Raw genomic sequence first — 15,531 nt, 5'->3', positions numbered from 1 at the left:
CCGTCCGGCGCCTTCCGCCCCGCCACGACGACAGGGGAAGCTCCCGTGACCACCGACTCCGGCCTCGAGCTGCAGCACGTCCATCCCGGCGTCCGCCCGCAGGACGACCTGTACCGCCACGTCAACGGCGGCTGGATCGAGGCGCACGAGCTGCCGGACGACCGCGCGTTCGACGGCGCCTCCGCGATCCTCACCGACCGGAACACGCAGCGGGTGCACGAGATCGTGCAGGAGGCCGCCCCCGGGTCACGGATGGGCGCGCTGTACCGCTCGTTCCTCGACGAGGACGAGATCGAGCGCCGAGGCCGGGCCGCCATGGACCCTGACCTCGCGGTGCTCGACGCCGCCCGGGGCAAGGACGGGCTCGCCCGCGCCTCGGCCGCCCTGCACCGCACCGGCGTGGACGGGCCGCTGTCCTTCTTCGTGGAGAACGACTCCCGGGACTCCTCCCGCTACTCGTTCTTCCTGCGCCAGGACGGGCTGTCCCTGCCCACGAACAGCTACTACACGGACCCCCTGCACGAGCGGCTGCGCACGGCGTTCACCGCCCACGTCGAGGCGATGCTCGAGCTGGCCGGTCTGCCGGCGCGCTGGGGCGTGCCCGCGGGGGACGCCGCGGCGACCGTGCTCGCCATGGAGACGCAGCTCGCCGCCGCCCACTGGGACACCGTCTCCGCGCGGGACGTCGAGGAGATGTACAACCCCGTGGACCCGCCCGGCCTGGAGACCATGGCCCCCGGCTTCCCGTGGACGGCGTGGCTCGAGGGCACCGCCCCGGAGCGCGGCGCGGCGATCTTCGACCGGGTCATCGTGCGCCAGCCCTCCTTCGTGGCGCAGCTGGGCCGGCTGTGGCAGGAGTGGTCCGAGGAGCAGATCCGGATCTGGCAGTCGTGGCGGATCGTGTCCAGGCGCGCCCCGTTCCTGCCCCGGCCGTTCGTCGAGGAGAACTTCCGCTTCTACAGCACGGCCCTGTCCGGGATCACCCGCCCCCGCGAGCGGTGGAAGCGGGCCGAGTTCCTGGTCACCCGGGTCCTGGGCGACGACGTGGCGCGCGAGTACGTGGCCCGCTGGTTCCCGCCGGCCCACAAGGCCCGGATGGAGCAGCTCGTGACGCACCTGCTGGCCGCGTACCGGGAGCGGATCTCCCGGCTGGAGTGGATGTCGGAGGCCACCCGGGCCCGCGCCCTGGAGAAGCTGTCCACGTTCACGGTCAAGGTCGGCTATCCCGAGACCTGGCGGGACTACTCCTCCCTGGAGCTGGAGCCCCAGGACCTGCTCGGCAACGTCCGGGCGGGCCTGGCGCTCGAGCACGACCGCACCGTCGGGAAGATGGGCACCCCCGTGAACCGCGGCGAGTGGTTCCTCTATCCCCACTGGGTCAACGCCTACTTCCACCCCGTGCTCAACGAGGTGGTCTTCCCCGCGGGCATCCTGCAGCCGCCGTACTTCGACATCGACGCCGACGACGCCGTGTGCTACGGCGCCATCGGTTCCGTGATCGGCCACGAGATCGGCCACGGCTTCGACGACCAGGGCGCCAAGTACGATGCCCGGGGCCACCTGGAGAACTGGTGGACCGACGAGGACCGCGCGGAGTTCGCCCGGCGCACCGCCGCGCTCGTCGCCCAGTACGACGGCTGCACGCCGCGCGGGCTGGACCCGGCCCGGCACCGCGTCAGCGGGGCCTTCACCGTGGGCGAGAACATCGGCGACCTGGGCGGTCTGGAGATCGCCCTGGTGGCGTACCGGATGTCCCTGGCCGAGCGGGGCCTGGACCAGGACGGCGCGCCGGTGCTCGACGGGCTGACCGGCGCGGAGCGCTTCTTCTACGCCTACGCGGCGCTGTGGCGCTCGACCGCCCGGGAGCAGGAGCTGGTCAACAGGCTGGCCACCGACCCGCACGCCCCGGACGAGTTTCGCTGCAACCGGGTGGTGCAGAACATGTTCGCGTTCCACGACACCTTCGGCACCCGCCCCGGTGACGGCCTGTGGCTGCCCCCCGAGGAGCGCGTGAACATCTGGTGACCCCACCCTCCCCGCTCGGCGAGGTGGCAACGACCACGTGACCATGAGCGGTCGCAGTGGCCGCCGCGTGCCACCTCGCCGGCCGGTCCGGGGGGCGGGCTCAGCCGCTCAGCGGCGGAGTGCGCGGCGGGGCGGTTCGGCGCTCGCCGGTGGCCTCGAAGGCCGCGGCGAGGCGCAGCAGCGAGGTGTCGTCCCAGGCCCGCCCGGCGATCGTCAGGCCGACGGGCATCCCGGTGTCGGCCATCGTGCCCATCGGGACGGTGACGGTGGGGATGCCCAGGTGCCGGGGCACGAGGTTGCCGTTGGCGACCCACACCCCGTTGCGCCAGGCGAGCTCCGCGGAGGCCGGGTTCACGTCGGCGTCGGCGGGCCCGACGTCGGCGACGGCCGGGAACACGACGGCGTCCAGGCCCAGCCCGTCCATCCACTGCTCCAGGTCGGTGCGGCGGGTCTCCTCCAGCCCGCGCAGGCCCTCCTCCAGGCAGGGGATCCCGGTCAGGACCGGGACGCCGTGCTCCCGCACGAAATCCGGGTAGTCGGCGATGTCGTCGTCGAACCCGTCGTAGCGGTCGGGCAGGGCGCCGGCCGGGTGGGGGAAGATCCGGGAGCCGTCCACGTCGGCGAGCCGGTGCAGGGCGGGGTCGCCGTTGGCGTCGAGGAAGTCGTGCCACGCCCAGGCCGAGAGGTCCACGATCTCCCGGTGCAGGTACTCCGGGCTCACCAGTCCGCGGGTGGCGATCGTGGGCGCTCCGGGCCGGTCGCCCTCGTAGTGGCTCACCACCGGGAGGTCGACCTCGACCACCGTGGCGCCGGCGGCCTCGAGGTCGCGGCGCGCGGCCTCCCACAGCGCGATCACGGACGGACGGGTCTCGATCCGCCGGCCGGTGGGCCCGCCGATGCCCGGGGACTCGGCGGTGCCGGCCTCGGGGTCGGCGTTGACGTACATCCGCGGCACCCCCAGGCGGGTGCCGGCCAGGACGCCCGCGGCGGCCTCGCGGTCCGGGACGGCCAGCGCCGGGTAGGAGGCGGGCCGCACCGACGATGCGGCCGGGATCTCGATCCAGGGCTGCACGCGCCAGAAGTCGCCGCGGGTCTCGGGGTCGTCGGCGACCACCACGTCGAGCACCTCCAGCAGGTCGGCCACGGTCCGGGTGTGCGGGACGACGACGTCCATGGTGGGCACCAGCGGCCAGTTCCCGCGCACCGAGATCACACCGCGCGAGGGGGTGTAGGCGCACAGGGCGTTGTTCGAGGCCGGGGCGCGGCCGGAGGACCAGGTCTCCTCGCCGAGGCCGAACGCGGCGAAGCTCGCGGCCGTGGCCGTGCCCGAGCCGTTGGAGGAGCCCGAGCCGAAGGCCGCGGTGAGACAGTCGCCGTTGTAGGGGCTCTCGGCCCGGCCGTAGACCCCGCGCTGCATGCCGCCGTTGGCCATCGGGGGCATGTTGGTCAGCCCGATCAGCACCGCGCCCCCCGCGCGCAGCCGCTCGATCGTGAAGGCGTCGTGCTGGGCCACGAGGTGCTCGAACGCGGGCGAGCCGGCCGCCACGGTGAGGCCACGGACCTGGTAGCTGTCCTTGGCGGTGTACGGGATCCCGTCCAGCGGCCCGAGCACCTCCCCGCGGGCGCGGCGCGCGTCGGAGGCGCGGGCCTCCTCCAGCGCCGCGGGATTGTCCACGACGACGGCGTTGAGCTTCGGCCCGCCCCGGTCGTAGGTCTCGATGCGCCGCAGGTAGGCGGTGACGAGCTCCTCGCTGGTCGTCCGGCCGGACTCCAGAGCGGCCCGCAGCTCCGCGATGCCGGCCTCGACGACGTCGAACCCGTGGCCACCCCCGGCCCCTGCCACGGTGGCGGGCATGCCGGCAGGGTCGCTGCCCCGTCCGCTGCCGAACGCGTTCACCGGAGGCCCTCCTCGCCCGTGGCGGGCCGGCGGACAGCCGGCTGCTGCTGGGTGATGCAGTGGATGCCGCCGCCGAAGGCGAAGATGTCGCGGGCGTCGACCAGCTCGACCGCCCGGCCCGGGTACACCTCGGCGAGGATCCCGGCCGCGACGGCGTCGTGCGGGTCGTCGAAGGCGCACAGCACGACGACGCCGTTGGCGACGTAGTGGTTGAGATAGGACCAGTCGACGAACCCGTCACCGGCGTCGAGCACGGTGGGGGCGGGGACGTCGACGACGCGCAGCCGGCGGCCCTTCGCGTCGGTGGCCGCCTCCAGCACGGCGCGGATCTGCCGGGTCACCTCGAAGTCGGGGTGGGCCGGGTCGTCCTGGCGGTGCACCAGGACGGTGCCCCGTCCGGCGAAGGCGGCGACGATGTCCACGTGGCCGCGGGTGCCGAACTCGTCGTAGTCCCGGGTCAGCCCGCGGGGCAGCCAGACGGCCCTGGTGGTGCCCAGGCGGGCGTGGATCTCGGCCTCGACCTGTTCCTTGGTGGCGCCGGGGTTGCGCCCGGGGTCGAGCTGGACGGTCTCGGTGAGCAGGACGGTCCCCTCGCCGTCGACGTGGAAGCCGCCGCCCTCGTTGACCAGCGAGCTGGGCCGCACCTCCACCCCTGTCTGCTCGGCCACGAAGCGGCCGAGGTGCTGGTCGTTGTCCCAGGCGGCCCACTCCTGGGCGCCCCAGCCGTTGAACACCCAGTCCACGGCGACCAGGTCCCCAGCGGGGTCGTGGGCGAAGGTGGGCCCGGAGTCGCGCAGCCAGGCGTCGTCGAGCGGAGCCGTCACGACCTCGATCCCTTCTCCCAGCGCGGCGCGGGCGGCGTCGGCGTCGGCGGGGGCCGCCACCACGGTGACGGGTTCGTGCCGGGCGATCGTGCGGGCCACGGCCGCCCAGGCGTGCCGGGCGCGGGCGAGGGTCTCGCCGCCGGCAGGGCCGAAGGTGTCGTTGGGGGGCGGGAAGGCCATCCAGGTCCGCTCGTGGGGGTCCCACTCCGCGGGCATCACGGTGGCCGTGCCGGTGGTGCTGCCGGTCGTCGTCTCGGGGGCAGGGTGCATGGTCGGTGTTCCTCGGGTCGTCGGATGGACAGGGGTCGGGGACGTGGTGCTCAGGGGGCGACCGGGGCACCGGTCACCGCGCCGGTCGCGGCGGCGGGCGAGCTGGTCATGGCGGCGAGCGTGCCGGTGGAGGCCGCGAACGCGGTGCGGCCGCCGACGACGGTGAGCCGCGCCCGGTTGCTCAGCAGCTGCGCCGCCTCGGCGGCGAAGGGGTCGGTGTCCAGGACGGTGAAGTCGGCGAGGTGGCCGGCGCGGATGCGGCCCTCCCGCTGCTCGGCGCGGCAGGAGAAGGCGGCGTCGCGGGTGGCGTGGCACAGGGCGTCGGCCAGGTCCAGGGCGTAGCGGGGCAGGTTGGCCGGCAGCGAGGGGTCCAGTGCCGACTTCCGGGTCGTGGCGACGTACAGGTTGGGCAGCGGCTGGTGGGGGGCGGTGGGAGCGTCGGTGCTGATGGCCAGGGTGGCGCCGGCGGCGAGGAACTCGGTCCACGGGAAGGCCCGCTCGACACGGTGATCGCCCAGCACGGAACGCCAGTTGTCCTGGATCGCCGGGTCGGCGTGGACCGGCTGCACGGAGGCCACCACGCCCAGGGCGGCCAGGCGGCGCACGCCGGCCTCGGTGACCGTCTCCAGGTGCTCGATCCGGTGCCGGCGGTCCCGCGGACCGTTGAGCCGGTGGGCCTCTTCGAGGGCGTCCAGGGCGATCTCGGAGGCCTCGTCGCCGATCGCGTGCAGGGCGATCTGCAGCCCGGCGGCGTCGGCGGCGACCACCACCGGGGTCAGCGACTCCCGGTCCCAGATGGGCTCGCACGTGCTGCCGTCGGCGTAGGGCTCCTTCATGGCCGCGGTGCAGCTGTCGATGACGCCGTCGACGACGAGCTTGATCCCGCAGATGCGCAGCCACTCCCCGGAGAGCTCCTCGGCCAGCTGCGCCGCCCGGGCGACCTGGGCGAGGTTCTGCGCGTCGTTGCCGCGGCGGTGCACGAGCCAGTGGCCCTTCACGCGCAGCGGCAGGGAGCCGCCGTGGCGCTGGACGGCACGGCGGAGGGCGGCGAGGTCGTCGTCCTGGACGGCCATGTCCACGGCGCCGGTGACCCCGACGGCCAGGTAGTGCTGGAACGCCGACTCCAGCTGGGCGTCGCGGTCGGCGTCGGTGGCCGCCCGGGCCAGGGCGGGCCAGACGATCTGCTGGGCGGCAGTCTCGAGGAGCATCCCGTCGGCCGCCCCGGTGACCGGGTCGCGGCCGATCCGCCCGCCGATCGGGTCCGGGGTCGTGTCCTCGATGCCCAGCTCGGCCAGGGCCGCGCTGTTGACCCACACCGAGTGCAGGTCGTTGGCGTCGAGGTAGACGGGGCGGTCCGGGACGGCGTCGTCGAGCAGCTGCCGGGTCGGTGCGGCGCCGCCGAGGGCGCTGTGGAGCCAGCCGGTGCCGAGGATCCGGGGCGCGTGCGGGTTCTCCTCGGCCGCCCGGCGCAGCCGCCGCTGGATCTCGGCGAGGTCCGCGGCGTCGCGCAGCGCCACTTTCTGCAGGGACTGGCCCGTCATCAGCAGGTGGGTGTGGGCGTCGATGATCCCCGGGAGGACGAAGCCGCCCCCCAGGTGCACCTCGGCGGCGCCGGGTCCTGCGGCGCGCCGGGCACCGGCCTCGTCCCCGACGTACAGGAAACGGTCGCCCTCGGCGACGAAGGCCTCGGCATCGGCGCCGTCGGCGGTGAAGACGGTCGCGTGGGTGTAGAGGGTGCGTGCGGGCACGGTGCTGCTCTCCGTTCGGGGGAAGGGGGACATCAGACGATCGCCGCCCGGGGGAATCCGGTCTCGCGGACCTGCCGGGCGGCGGCCTCGGCGCGGACGGAGACGCGGGAGATGACGAGGAAGGGGACCAGCAGGGCGAACGTCATCCCGGCCAGCACCACGCCCAGGCTCGTGTACCCGGCGGCCGCCGAGACGGACGTGCCGAAGACGGGGGCGAAGGCGGAGCCGACGAGGTAGATCCCCAGCAAGGGCGCCGACCACTTGCCGGAGGCGTCGAGGGCGGCGGCGGCGGCGACGATGTAGACGAAGGCAGCCGCATAGATGGTGTTCCAGGCGATCACGACCGCCATGTACCACCCCGGGTCCGTCACGGTCCCGGCGAGCAGCTTGAGCACTCCGCCGGTCACCAGCACCACGGCCAGCGGCACGGTCCGCCCCAGTCGGGGTCCGAGGACGCCCACTGCGGCGGTGGCGAGCAGTCCGCCCAGGGTGGAGAGGCCGAGCACCAGCCCCATTCCGGTTTCGTCGAGGCGAGCCTGGTCGGCGCCCATCGTGGCGGCGACGGCCCACAGGGAGTCCTCGCTCAGTGCCCAGAGGGCGAAGCAGACCAGCAGACCGATGCCTGCGGTCGTCGTCGTGCTCGAGGGCTTCCCGGCCTGAGCGGAGGCAGCGTCGGCGGCTGACGGGGCGGCCGGGGCCGGCCGCCCGGGCAACCACCCCGTCGTGAACAGGGCGGCCAGAGCCAGTCCGGCGAGCAGGCCGAAGGCGCTGCCCATGCCCGCACCCAGCACGGGGATCGCGAACAGGACCACCGACACGACGCCTCGATTGACGAAGCCGTTGATCCCGGACGCGCGGTCGGGATGGCGCAGGGCACCCAGCGCCGCCCCTCCGGCCGACACGGCCCCGCCGGCGCCCAGACCACCGAGCACGACCCCGGTGACGACCACCGGCACGGTGGGGACGAACGCCGCGGCGCCGAAGCCCAGGGCGGTCAGCGCCAGTCCGGCGCGGGCCACGACGTAGCGCCCGGTCCGAGCGGTCCAGCGGGAGGTGGCCAGGCAGGAGACGGCACAGGCCAGCAGGGACACCGTCATGAGCGTTCCCGCTGCGGTGGCGGAGAGGCGGAGGTCTCCGGTGAGGGCCACGATCATCACCGGGACGAGGTTGGCGGTCATGAACCCCACCACGCTGATGCCGAAGACGGACACGGCACGGGTCGTCGACAGCGGCACGCGGCCGGACCCCTCGGGCGCAGAACTGTTCTCAGACATGGTCTTCCCCTCGTGATCCGGATGTGGGTGCCATCACATAAAATGAAAGCCTTTCATTAGTATGGGGCGGACGTCCGTGCACCACAAGAGTTTGATGAAAGGCTTTCAGTAAATTTTGTGCGTCGTCTGCGCGCGCACTCCCGCGATGAGCACCTCCAGACCGAAGGCGAAGGCCGCCTCCGCGCGCTCCTCGACGGGTCCGAGCCCGTCGATGGCGCGGCTCAGCGTCGGGAACCGGCCCTCCGGCGGCGCCCAGACGACCTCGGGGGCCGTCAGATCCAGGGCGGAGCCCAGGGCCAGGTAGTCGATCGCGGAGATGGCCGGGACGATCGCCTCCCGCACGAGCCCGGCGCGCTCCAGGACCACAGCCATGTCCTCGTAGATCCCGATCACCCCGGGGTCCTGCACGGTCTGGGTGATGAGGTGGGGGACCAGGCGGGGGTGGGCGACCATGCAGTCGCGGTAGGTCCGTACGAGCGCCCGCAGGGCGTCCTCCCACGGCAGGTTCTCGAGGTCCACCGGCGCCGGGGCTGCGAACACCCGGCCGCGCATGAGCTCGACGATGTGCTCCCGGTTGTCGATGTGGTTGTACAGCGCCGACTGGCTCACCCCCAGACGACCGGCGACCTTGGGGAAGCTGAAGTCCCCCGTCTCGTCGACGAGGGCGAGCGCGGCGGTGACGATGGCGTCGACCGACAGGAGCGGTGAACGGGGACGGGCCATGGGAACTCCTCGGACAGGGCGGGCCCTGTCGAATCTACCGAGGATCCGCCGAGGCGGTGACCGGCCCCGGCGTCTGCGACGGGGCCGGCGGCCCGGGGTCACCCCCGGGCCGCCGGCCCGTTCTCCCCGTCCGGCCCTGACCGCCGGCCGGCCGGCTCAGTCGAGGACCGGCAGCTCGGTCGTCTCGAAGCGCTCCCGGAAGAAGGAGGGATTGCGCCGGTACTGGACGAGCATGACGACGATGCCGAGCAGGAGCATGCCCACGCCGAGCACGAACACGAGGCCCATCCCGCCGATCGCCGACCCGGAGCCGTACTCCGGGTCCATGGAGTCGTAGGACGTCTGGACGAAGAAGACCAGCAGCAGGATCCCGCCGAGCAGCGGCGCCAGGAACTTCGTCAGAAAGCCCGTCACGCCGCGGAAGGCCTCGCGGCGGAAGTACCAGACGCAGGCCAGGGCCGTGACGCCGTAGTAGAAGCAGACCATCATCCCCAGGGTGGTGATGGTGTCCCACAGGACGTTCTCGGAGATCACACGCATCACGGCGTAGAACACCGAGGCGATGACGGCGGCCGCGATCGTGGCGTAGCCCGGCGACTGGAAGCGCGAGGTGATCCGAGCGTACTTCGCCGGCAGCGCGCCGTAGTGGCCCATGGCGAGCATGGTGCGCGCCGGGGAGATCATCGTGGACTGCAGCGACGCGGCGGAGGAGGACAGCACCGCGAGGGACATGAGGATCGCGAACGGCCCCATGACCGGACCGGCGAGCGCCGCGAAGACGTTCTCCTGGATCTCCTCGTTGCCCAGACCGAGCTCGGCCCCGCCCACCCCGGAGTAGGACAGCACGGCGAGCGAGACGGTCATGTAGAGGGCGACGATGACGAGGATGGTCGCGATGGCCGAGCGCCCGGGCCCATTGGCGGACTCCTTGCTCTCCTCGTTGAGCGTCAGCACCACGTCCCAGCCCCAGTAGATGAACACGGACAGGGACACTCCCGCGGCGAACGCGGAGAAGGAGTCCACACCGAAGGGGTTGAACCACTCGGAGCGCACGGCCAGGCCCTCGAACGCGGTGCCGCCGCCCACGTGGCCGAAGGCCGCGGCGGCGAACCACAGCAGCACGACCAGCTGGAAGACCACGAGGACGTACTGCACCACCTTGGTGGCCTCCATGCCGCGGTAGGAGATCCACGCCGCGAGCGCCACGAACGCCAGGCAGGTGGCCACGTTGACGGGCACGTTGCGGGTCAGCTCCGCGATGGCGTCGTTGCCGGTGATCTGGGCGAGGGCCAGGTAGAAGAAGTCCACGGCGATGCCGGCGAGGTTGGAGAGCACCAAAATGGTCGCGGCGAGCAGACCCCAGCTGCCCATCCAGCCGATCCACGGGCCGAAGGCCTTCGAGACCCAGGTGAAGGTGGTGCCGGAGTCCGGCATGGCCCGGTTGAGCTGCCGGTACCCCATGGCCACGAGCAGCATGGGGACGAAGCCGACCAGCAGGATCGCCGGAAGGTGGGTCCCCACTGCGGCGGCGGTGGGCCCGAGGGCCCCGGAAAGCGTGTAGGCGGGCGCGATGGTGGACACGCCGATGACCACGGAACCGAGCAGCCCCACCGAACCCTTGCTGAGTCCTTTCTCGTGGCGCGTGCCCTGCTGGTCGACGAGCGGTGCGGTGCCGGTGCTCATGACGCGGCCTCCTTCTCGGTCTGGGCCTGATCGGCGTCCGGGGCGGGCCGCGGCACGACGACCATCGGCACCGGGATGTGCTTGAGCAGCCGTGCTGCGGTGGTGCCCAGGAAGATCTGCCGCCCCTGGGCCAGGCGGGACGAGCCGATGAGCAGGAGTCCGCCGGGAGCCCAGTCGACGTCCTGCGCGGCCTTCTTGAGGGTCCGCCCCGAGGCGACCCGCACGGTCACGGGCCGGGTGCGGCCGGCCTCGTCGGCCGCGGCCCCGAGGTGCTCCTCGACGCGCCGGCGGACCTGCTCGGCCGTGCCCGGGTCCGCGGCCCCGCCCTCGAGGAAGGAGATGAGCTCGAGCTCGAGCTCGAGCTCGGAGTGCTCGACCGCCCGGACGGCCTCCCGGATGACCTGGTGCGCCCCGGGGCGGGTGCCCACGGCGACGGACAGCCGGGTGAGCGGGACGTCCCCGGGATACCGGCGCGGGGCGAGCGCCACGGGGACGGGCGAGCTGTGCAGCAGGGCGTCGACCACGGGCCCCGCCGAGAAGCGGCCGGCGCCGGTGCCGGCGCCCACCACGATCAGCTGCGCGCCGAGCTCGCCGGCGGTCCGGGCGAGACCCGCGGCCGCGGAGTCGTCCTCCCGCAGGTGCGTGCGGGCGACGACGCCCTCCGGCACGAGCCGCTCCGCGTCCTCCAGCCAGGTGCGGGCCTGCTGCCGCACGACCGGGCCGATGTCCCCGACCGGCGGGTAGACCTGCTGGTGGGGGCTGTCCGCCCGCAGCACCAGCACGATCTCCAGCTCGGCCCCGGAGGTCCGGGCCATCGCCGCCGCGAGCCGGAGGGCGTCCCTGCTGGGCCGGTCCCCGTTGTAGCCGACGACGCAGCGCGCCGGAAGGCCGCCGTTCACCGCCCGGCTCCCTGCATCGCCGCGGCGGGCGAGGTCCCGGCGCCGAGCACCTCGGCGGCGGCGAGCCGGCCCTGGCGCAGGGCCCCGTCGACGTGCTGGTAGCCCTCGGCGGCGAGGTCGGAGCAGGCCCAGCGGATCGGGCCCACGGGGGTGCGCTGGTGGGCGCCGTAGCGGTGCAGCCCGCCGAGGTCGTAGCTGGCGGCGTAGGCGCCGCGGGTCCACTCCTCGGAGCCGAAGTCGGACTCGTAGTAGACCACCGGGTGCAGGGCCTCCTCCCCCAGGTAGTGGGAGAGGGACTCGAGGATCAGCCGCCGACGCTCCTCGGCGGTCCGGCCGAAGAGCTCGTCGGCCCGCTCGTCCGAGACGAAACCGACCAGGGTGCCGCGGGGGTCCCCGTGGTTGGTGTTGTCGTAGACCTCCTGGGACAGCTCGTGGGCGCCGAAGCCGGTCCCGGAGAGGCCCTTGGCCCGCCAGAAGGGCGTCTCGTAGACGGCGTGCACCTTGATCACGAGACCCAGCGACTGGTGCTGGTGCATCTGGTGCTGCAGCCGCGGCAGGGGCGGCTCGAAGGAGATCCGGGAGTAGAGGTTGGGCGGGACGGCCACGACCACGTCCTGGGCCCGCACGGTGAGCCGGTCGGACCAGACGGTCACCGGGGTGCCCGGGACGTGCTCGGCGTAGGTCTCGCCGTCACCGGCCCAGCGGATCGTGCGCACCGGGGCGTCCAGGAAGACGACGTCCTCGCCGAGCTGGGCCGCCATGGCCTCGGAGACGGACTGCATGCCGCCGACCACGCGCCGGTCGAGGATGAAGTCCTCGTCCACGAGGTTCGAGAAGGACCCGGCCGAGGCCGCCATGAGCACGGCCTGCAGCGCGGAGAACGCGTGCGCGGGCTTGGTGAGCATCCCGCCGGCCACGAAGATCCCGATGTTGTTGCAGGCGGCCTCGTCGTCGGAGTGCTGCCGCAGCCAGTGGTGGAAGGAGATCGTGTCCAGCTCCCGGGCCGCAGGGTGCGCCCAGGGTTCGGTGGGGCCGATCTCGGCCACGAGCCCGTCCAGGAGCGCGACGAGCTTCTCCATCTCGGCGGTCGTGGCCTCCCCGGCAGGGAACATCGATCCGGTGTAGGTGTGGCGGGATCCGTCCGGGGCCAGGTAGACGGACTCGCCCTCGCGGTAGCGCTGGAAGATCTCCAGGCCGAGCTCGTCGACCAGCGCCAGCAGCTCGGTCTGGTCCGGGGAGATCCACTGCCCGCCGATCTCCAGGAACGCGCCGTCCACGATCTTCGACCAGGTCCGCCCGCCCACGCGGTCGCGGGCCTCGAGGACTGCCACGGACTTCCCGGCGGCGGCGAGGCTGCGGGCCGCCATGAGTCCGGCGGGACCGGCCCCGACGACGACGACGTCGCGCTCGAGTGCGGTCCTGCTGCCCAGAGTGCGTTGATCGGTCACTGTGTTCTCCTTCACCCTAAAATGAACTGGATTCATTAAGCGGCCTCGGACCCGTGCTCGTCAAGAGCCGTCACCGACTCGTTGCCCCTAGACTCACAAGGAGCGTCACATGCCCCGACCGCAGGAGGATCTGCTCATGGCTCCCGCCGGCCCCGCCCCTCGGCGTCGCGGTCGCCCGCGCCAGCCGGTGCTCTCCGAGGAGGGGATCACGAAGGCGGCGATCAAGATCGTGGCCACCCGGGGCTACCGTCACCTGACGATGACCGAGCTGGCGCGGGAGCTGAAGGTCTCCACCTCGGCCCTGTACAACCACACGCCCTCGAAGCGCGAGGTGCTGATCCGGGTCCAGGACGCGATCAACCAGGGCATCGACTGCTCCGCCTTCGGCGCCCTCCCCTGGGACCGGGCCCTCGAGAGCTGGGCACGGTCCTACCGGGACTGCTACGCCCGGCACACCGCCATGATCCCGATCATGGCCGTCCAGCCCGTCGCCGACTCGCCGCACACCCTGCAGATGTACGAGGCCGTGGCCTCGGGGCTCGCGGACGCGGGCTGGGAGCGCGCCAGCATCGTGGACGTGATCGTCTCGGTCGAGTCGCTCGTCTTCGGCGCCGCGTACGACGCCACAGCGCCCGCCGACATATTTGACCCCGGGGAGCGGTCCGACCTCGCCCCGGTGTTCGCCGACGCCGTGCAGGCACGACCGGCGGACGCCACCGCCGCGGCGGACGAAGCCTTCGAGGTGGCCCTCACCGCCATGCTGGACGGCTTCCGGCTGCGCCTGGCGCTTGCTCAGGAACGCGCCGCCGCCCCGGACTGACCCACCGGACCGGACGGCGCCACCGGACGGGACCGCGGGCCGGAGGGACCGGGCCCCCGGCCGCGCCGGCTCAGGCGTCCAGGGCGTGCATGACGTGTTTCACCTGCGTGTACTCCTCCACCGAGTAGAGGGAGAGGTCCTTGCCGTAGCCGGAGTTCTTGAACCCGCCGTGCGGCATCTCGGAGATCAGCATGACATGCGTGTTGACCCACACGCAGCCGAACTCGAGCTCGCGGGAGACCCGCATGGCCGTGCCGTGGTCGGTGGTCCACACGCTCGAGGCCAGGGCGTAGTCGACATCGTTGGCGAGCTCGAGCGCCTCCCCCTCCGTGGCGAAGGGCTGCACGGTGAGCACCGGGCCGAAGGTCTCCTCCTGGACGAGGGCGTCGTCCTGGCGGACACCGGACACCACGGTGGGCTCGAAGAAGTAGCCGGGGGCCCCCTCCACCGGCTTCCCCCCGGCGACCACGGACGCGTGCTCGGGAAGCTCGGCGAGCTTGCGACAGACGTCCTCGAAGTGCCGGGCGTTGTTGAGCGGGCCGTAGAAGTTCTTGGACTCGTCCGGGTCGCCGGTCACGACGTCCCGCGCGGCCGCGGCCAGCAGGCGCACGAACTCGTCGTGGGCGCTGTCCTGGACCAGGACCCGAGTCACCGCGGTGCAGTCCTGGCCGGCGTTGAAGGTGCCGAACTCCACGAGCGCCTTCGCGGCGGCGGGCAGGTCGGCGTCCGCGAAGACGACCGCGGGGGCCTTGCCGCCGAGCTCCAGGTGGCCGCGCGTGAGGTTCTGCGCGGCGGCCAGGGCCACGGCGCGGCCGGCGCGCACGGAGCCGGTGATGGAGACCATCGAGGGGGTGCGGTGGGCGGTCATGAGCGCGCCCGTGGAGCCGTCCCCCAGGAGGACGTTGACCACTCCGGCGGGAAGGATCCCGTCGATGAGCCGCGCCAGCACCAGGGTGGACTCGGGGGTGGTGTCGGAGGGCTTGAGGACCACGGTGTTGCCCGCGGCCAGCGCGGGGCCGAGCTTCCAGATCGCCATGAGCAGCGGGTAGTTCCAGGGCGTGACCTGGGCGACGACGCCCACCGGCTCACGCCGCACGTAGGAGGTGTGCTCGCTCATGTACTCCGCCGCGGCCTTGCCCTCGAGGGTGCGGGCGGCCCCGGCGAAGAAGCGCAGGTTGTCGGCACCGGCGGCGACCTCCTCGTCGGCGATCATCTGGCGGGGCTGGCCGGTGTTGCGGTGCTGGGCGTCGACGAGCTCGGAACTGTGCGCCTCTAGCGCGTCCGCGAGCCGGAGCAGCAGGAGCTGGCGCTCGCTCGGCGTGGTGCGCCTCCAGGCCCTGAAGGCCTTCTTGGCGGCGGCGAAGGCGCGGTCCACGTCCGTGCGGTCCGAGACCGGGGAGACGGCGACCGTCGTGCCGGTGGTGGGGTCGACGACGTCGATGCGGCCGGTGCCGTGGGCGTCGACGAAGGCGCCGTCGACGTAGTTCTGCAGGACGGGGCTCATGGTGGTTCCTCTCTGCGGACGAGAACGCGGTGCCTTCCACTCTAAATGATTGCAGTTCATTTTAGTAGGGTCGCGCGTGACCGGGATCACCGACGACGGCGGACCCCCGCGGCCGAGGATGCTCGGCCGCGGGGGTCCGCCGCTGCGTGGGTGCTGCCCAGTGATCAGGCCTTCTGCACGGTGATCGACCACTCGGCCGCACCGCGCTTGCTGAACTCCGTCACGGGGTAGCCGTTCTCGGCCGCCCAGCGCGGGATGACCTCGGTGCCCTGCGTGCAGTCGAAGTTGATGACGAGCTCGTCGCCGGCAGGCATCTCGGCTATCGCGGCCTTCGCCTCGACCACGGGGAACGGGCAGACGAGACCGTCGGTCTCGAGGACGTGCTGTGCCATGAGTGGTGCCTCCTGGAACTGGGG

Annotated in this window: 12 protein-coding genes; 2 read left to right on the top strand and 10 right to left on the bottom strand. The window is 72.8% G+C overall.

Annotated elements, in window-relative coordinates; all coding sequences use genetic code 11:
* The first annotated feature begins 45 nt into the window (after positions 1-45).
* Complete coding sequence (locus tag ACFYE1_RS09270; RefSeq protein WP_387742082.1) at positions 46-2,025, top strand: M13 family metallopeptidase; 1,980 nt, start codon at positions 46-48, stop codon at positions 2,023-2,025.
* 100 nt (positions 2,026-2,125) lie between these two features.
* Here ACFYE1_RS09270 and ACFYE1_RS09265 read toward each other — a convergent pair whose 3' ends face one another.
* From ACFYE1_RS09265 to ACFYE1_RS09230, 8 genes are all read right to left on the bottom strand, one after another.
* A complete protein-coding gene (locus tag ACFYE1_RS09265) occupies positions 2,126-3,880 on the bottom strand; it encodes an amidase (RefSeq protein ID WP_387742200.1) in 1,755 nt (584 codons plus the stop codon).
* 38 nt (positions 3,881-3,918) lie between these two features.
* Positions 3,919-5,016, bottom strand: coding sequence for an agmatine deiminase family protein (locus ACFYE1_RS09260; protein WP_387742081.1), 1,098 nt, complete (start codon positions 5,014-5,016; stop codon positions 3,919-3,921).
* A 50-nt stretch (positions 5,017-5,066) separates the two neighbouring features.
* A complete protein-coding gene (locus tag ACFYE1_RS09255) occupies positions 5,067-6,764 on the bottom strand; it encodes an amidohydrolase (protein WP_449274637.1) in 1,698 nt (565 codons plus the stop codon).
* 32 nt (positions 6,765-6,796) lie between these two features.
* Positions 6,797-8,038: an MFS transporter gene (locus ACFYE1_RS09250; RefSeq protein ID WP_387742077.1), complete on the bottom strand. Its 1,242-nt coding sequence runs from the start codon at positions 8,036-8,038 to the stop codon at positions 6,797-6,799.
* Between the two features lie 105 nt (positions 8,039-8,143).
* Positions 8,144-8,761 carry a TetR/AcrR family transcriptional regulator C-terminal domain-containing protein gene (locus ACFYE1_RS09245; RefSeq protein ID WP_387742075.1) on the bottom strand — a complete coding sequence of 206 codons (618 nt, stop codon included), beginning with the start codon at positions 8,759-8,761 and terminating at the stop codon, positions 8,144-8,146.
* A 156-nt stretch (positions 8,762-8,917) separates the two neighbouring features.
* Positions 8,918-10,444: an APC family permease gene (locus ACFYE1_RS09240; protein ID WP_387742074.1), complete on the bottom strand. Its 1,527-nt coding sequence runs from the start codon at positions 10,442-10,444 to the stop codon at positions 8,918-8,920.
* Positions 10,441-11,343 carry a universal stress protein gene (locus ACFYE1_RS09235; protein ID WP_387742072.1) on the bottom strand — a complete coding sequence of 301 codons (903 nt, stop codon included), beginning with the start codon at positions 11,341-11,343 and terminating at the stop codon, positions 10,441-10,443. Before ACFYE1_RS09235 ends, ACFYE1_RS09240 begins: the two co-directional genes overlap by 4 nt.
* The gene (locus ACFYE1_RS09230; protein ID WP_387742070.1) at positions 11,340-12,791 is read right to left on the bottom strand and encodes a flavin monoamine oxidase family protein; all 1,452 of its coding nucleotides are present in this window, start codon (positions 12,789-12,791) and stop codon (positions 11,340-11,342) included. Before ACFYE1_RS09230 ends, ACFYE1_RS09235 begins: the two co-directional genes overlap by 4 nt.
* A gap of 109 nt (positions 12,792-12,900) precedes the next feature.
* On the opposite strand from ACFYE1_RS09230, the gene ACFYE1_RS09225 reads away from it, so the two are divergent.
* Positions 12,901-13,611 (top strand): TetR/AcrR family transcriptional regulator, encoded by a 711-nt coding sequence (locus ACFYE1_RS09225; protein WP_387742068.1) that lies wholly within the window; start codon positions 12,901-12,903, stop codon positions 13,609-13,611.
* A gap of 70 nt (positions 13,612-13,681) precedes the next feature.
* Here the strand turns inward: ACFYE1_RS09225 and ACFYE1_RS09220 are convergent, their stop codons facing one another.
* Entirely contained in the window at positions 13,682-15,115 is a 1,434-nt protein-coding gene (locus tag ACFYE1_RS09220) for an aminobutyraldehyde dehydrogenase (RefSeq protein WP_387742067.1), read from the bottom strand.
* Between the two features lie 164 nt (positions 15,116-15,279).
* Positions 15,280-15,507, bottom strand: coding sequence for a sulfurtransferase TusA family protein (locus tag ACFYE1_RS09215; RefSeq protein ID WP_387742065.1), 228 nt, complete (start codon positions 15,505-15,507; stop codon positions 15,280-15,282).
* Between the last annotated feature and the right edge of the window lie 24 nt (positions 15,508-15,531).

It is taken from the genome of Kocuria nitroreducens (assembly GCF_042879195.1).
Lineage (GTDB): Bacteria > Actinomycetota > Actinomycetes > Actinomycetales > Micrococcaceae > Kocuria > Kocuria nitroreducens.
Note: the sequence above shows the minus strand (reverse complement) of the source record. Positions and strands in the feature narration are given on the sequence as shown.

Excerpts from the sequence above, each read along its gene's own strand:
- ACFYE1_RS09250 (WP_387742077.1), bottom strand. The coding sequence starts at position 8,038 with ATGTCTGAGAACAGTTCTGCGCCCGAGGGGTCCGGCCGCGTGCCGCTG.
- ACFYE1_RS09240 (WP_387742074.1), bottom strand. The coding sequence starts at position 10,444 with ATGAGCACCGGCACCGCACCGCTCGTCGACCAGCAGGGCACGCGCCAC.
- ACFYE1_RS09265 (WP_387742200.1), bottom strand. The coding sequence starts at position 3,880 with ATGCCCGCCACCGTGGCAGGGGCCGGGGGTGGCCACGGGTTCGACGTC.
- ACFYE1_RS09225 (WP_387742068.1), top strand. The coding sequence starts at position 12,901 with ATGCCCCGACCGCAGGAGGATCTGCTCATGGCTCCCGCCGGCCCCGCC.
- ACFYE1_RS09260 (WP_387742081.1), bottom strand. The coding sequence starts at position 5,016 with ATGCACCCTGCCCCCGAGACGACGACCGGCAGCACCACCGGCACGGCC.
- ACFYE1_RS09245 (WP_387742075.1), bottom strand. The coding sequence starts at position 8,761 with ATGGCCCGTCCCCGTTCACCGCTCCTGTCGGTCGACGCCATCGTCACC.
- ACFYE1_RS09215 (WP_387742065.1), bottom strand. The coding sequence starts at position 15,507 with ATGGCACAGCACGTCCTCGAGACCGACGGTCTCGTCTGCCCGTTCCCC.
- ACFYE1_RS09220 (WP_387742067.1), bottom strand. The coding sequence starts at position 15,115 with ATGAGCCCCGTCCTGCAGAACTACGTCGACGGCGCCTTCGTCGACGCC.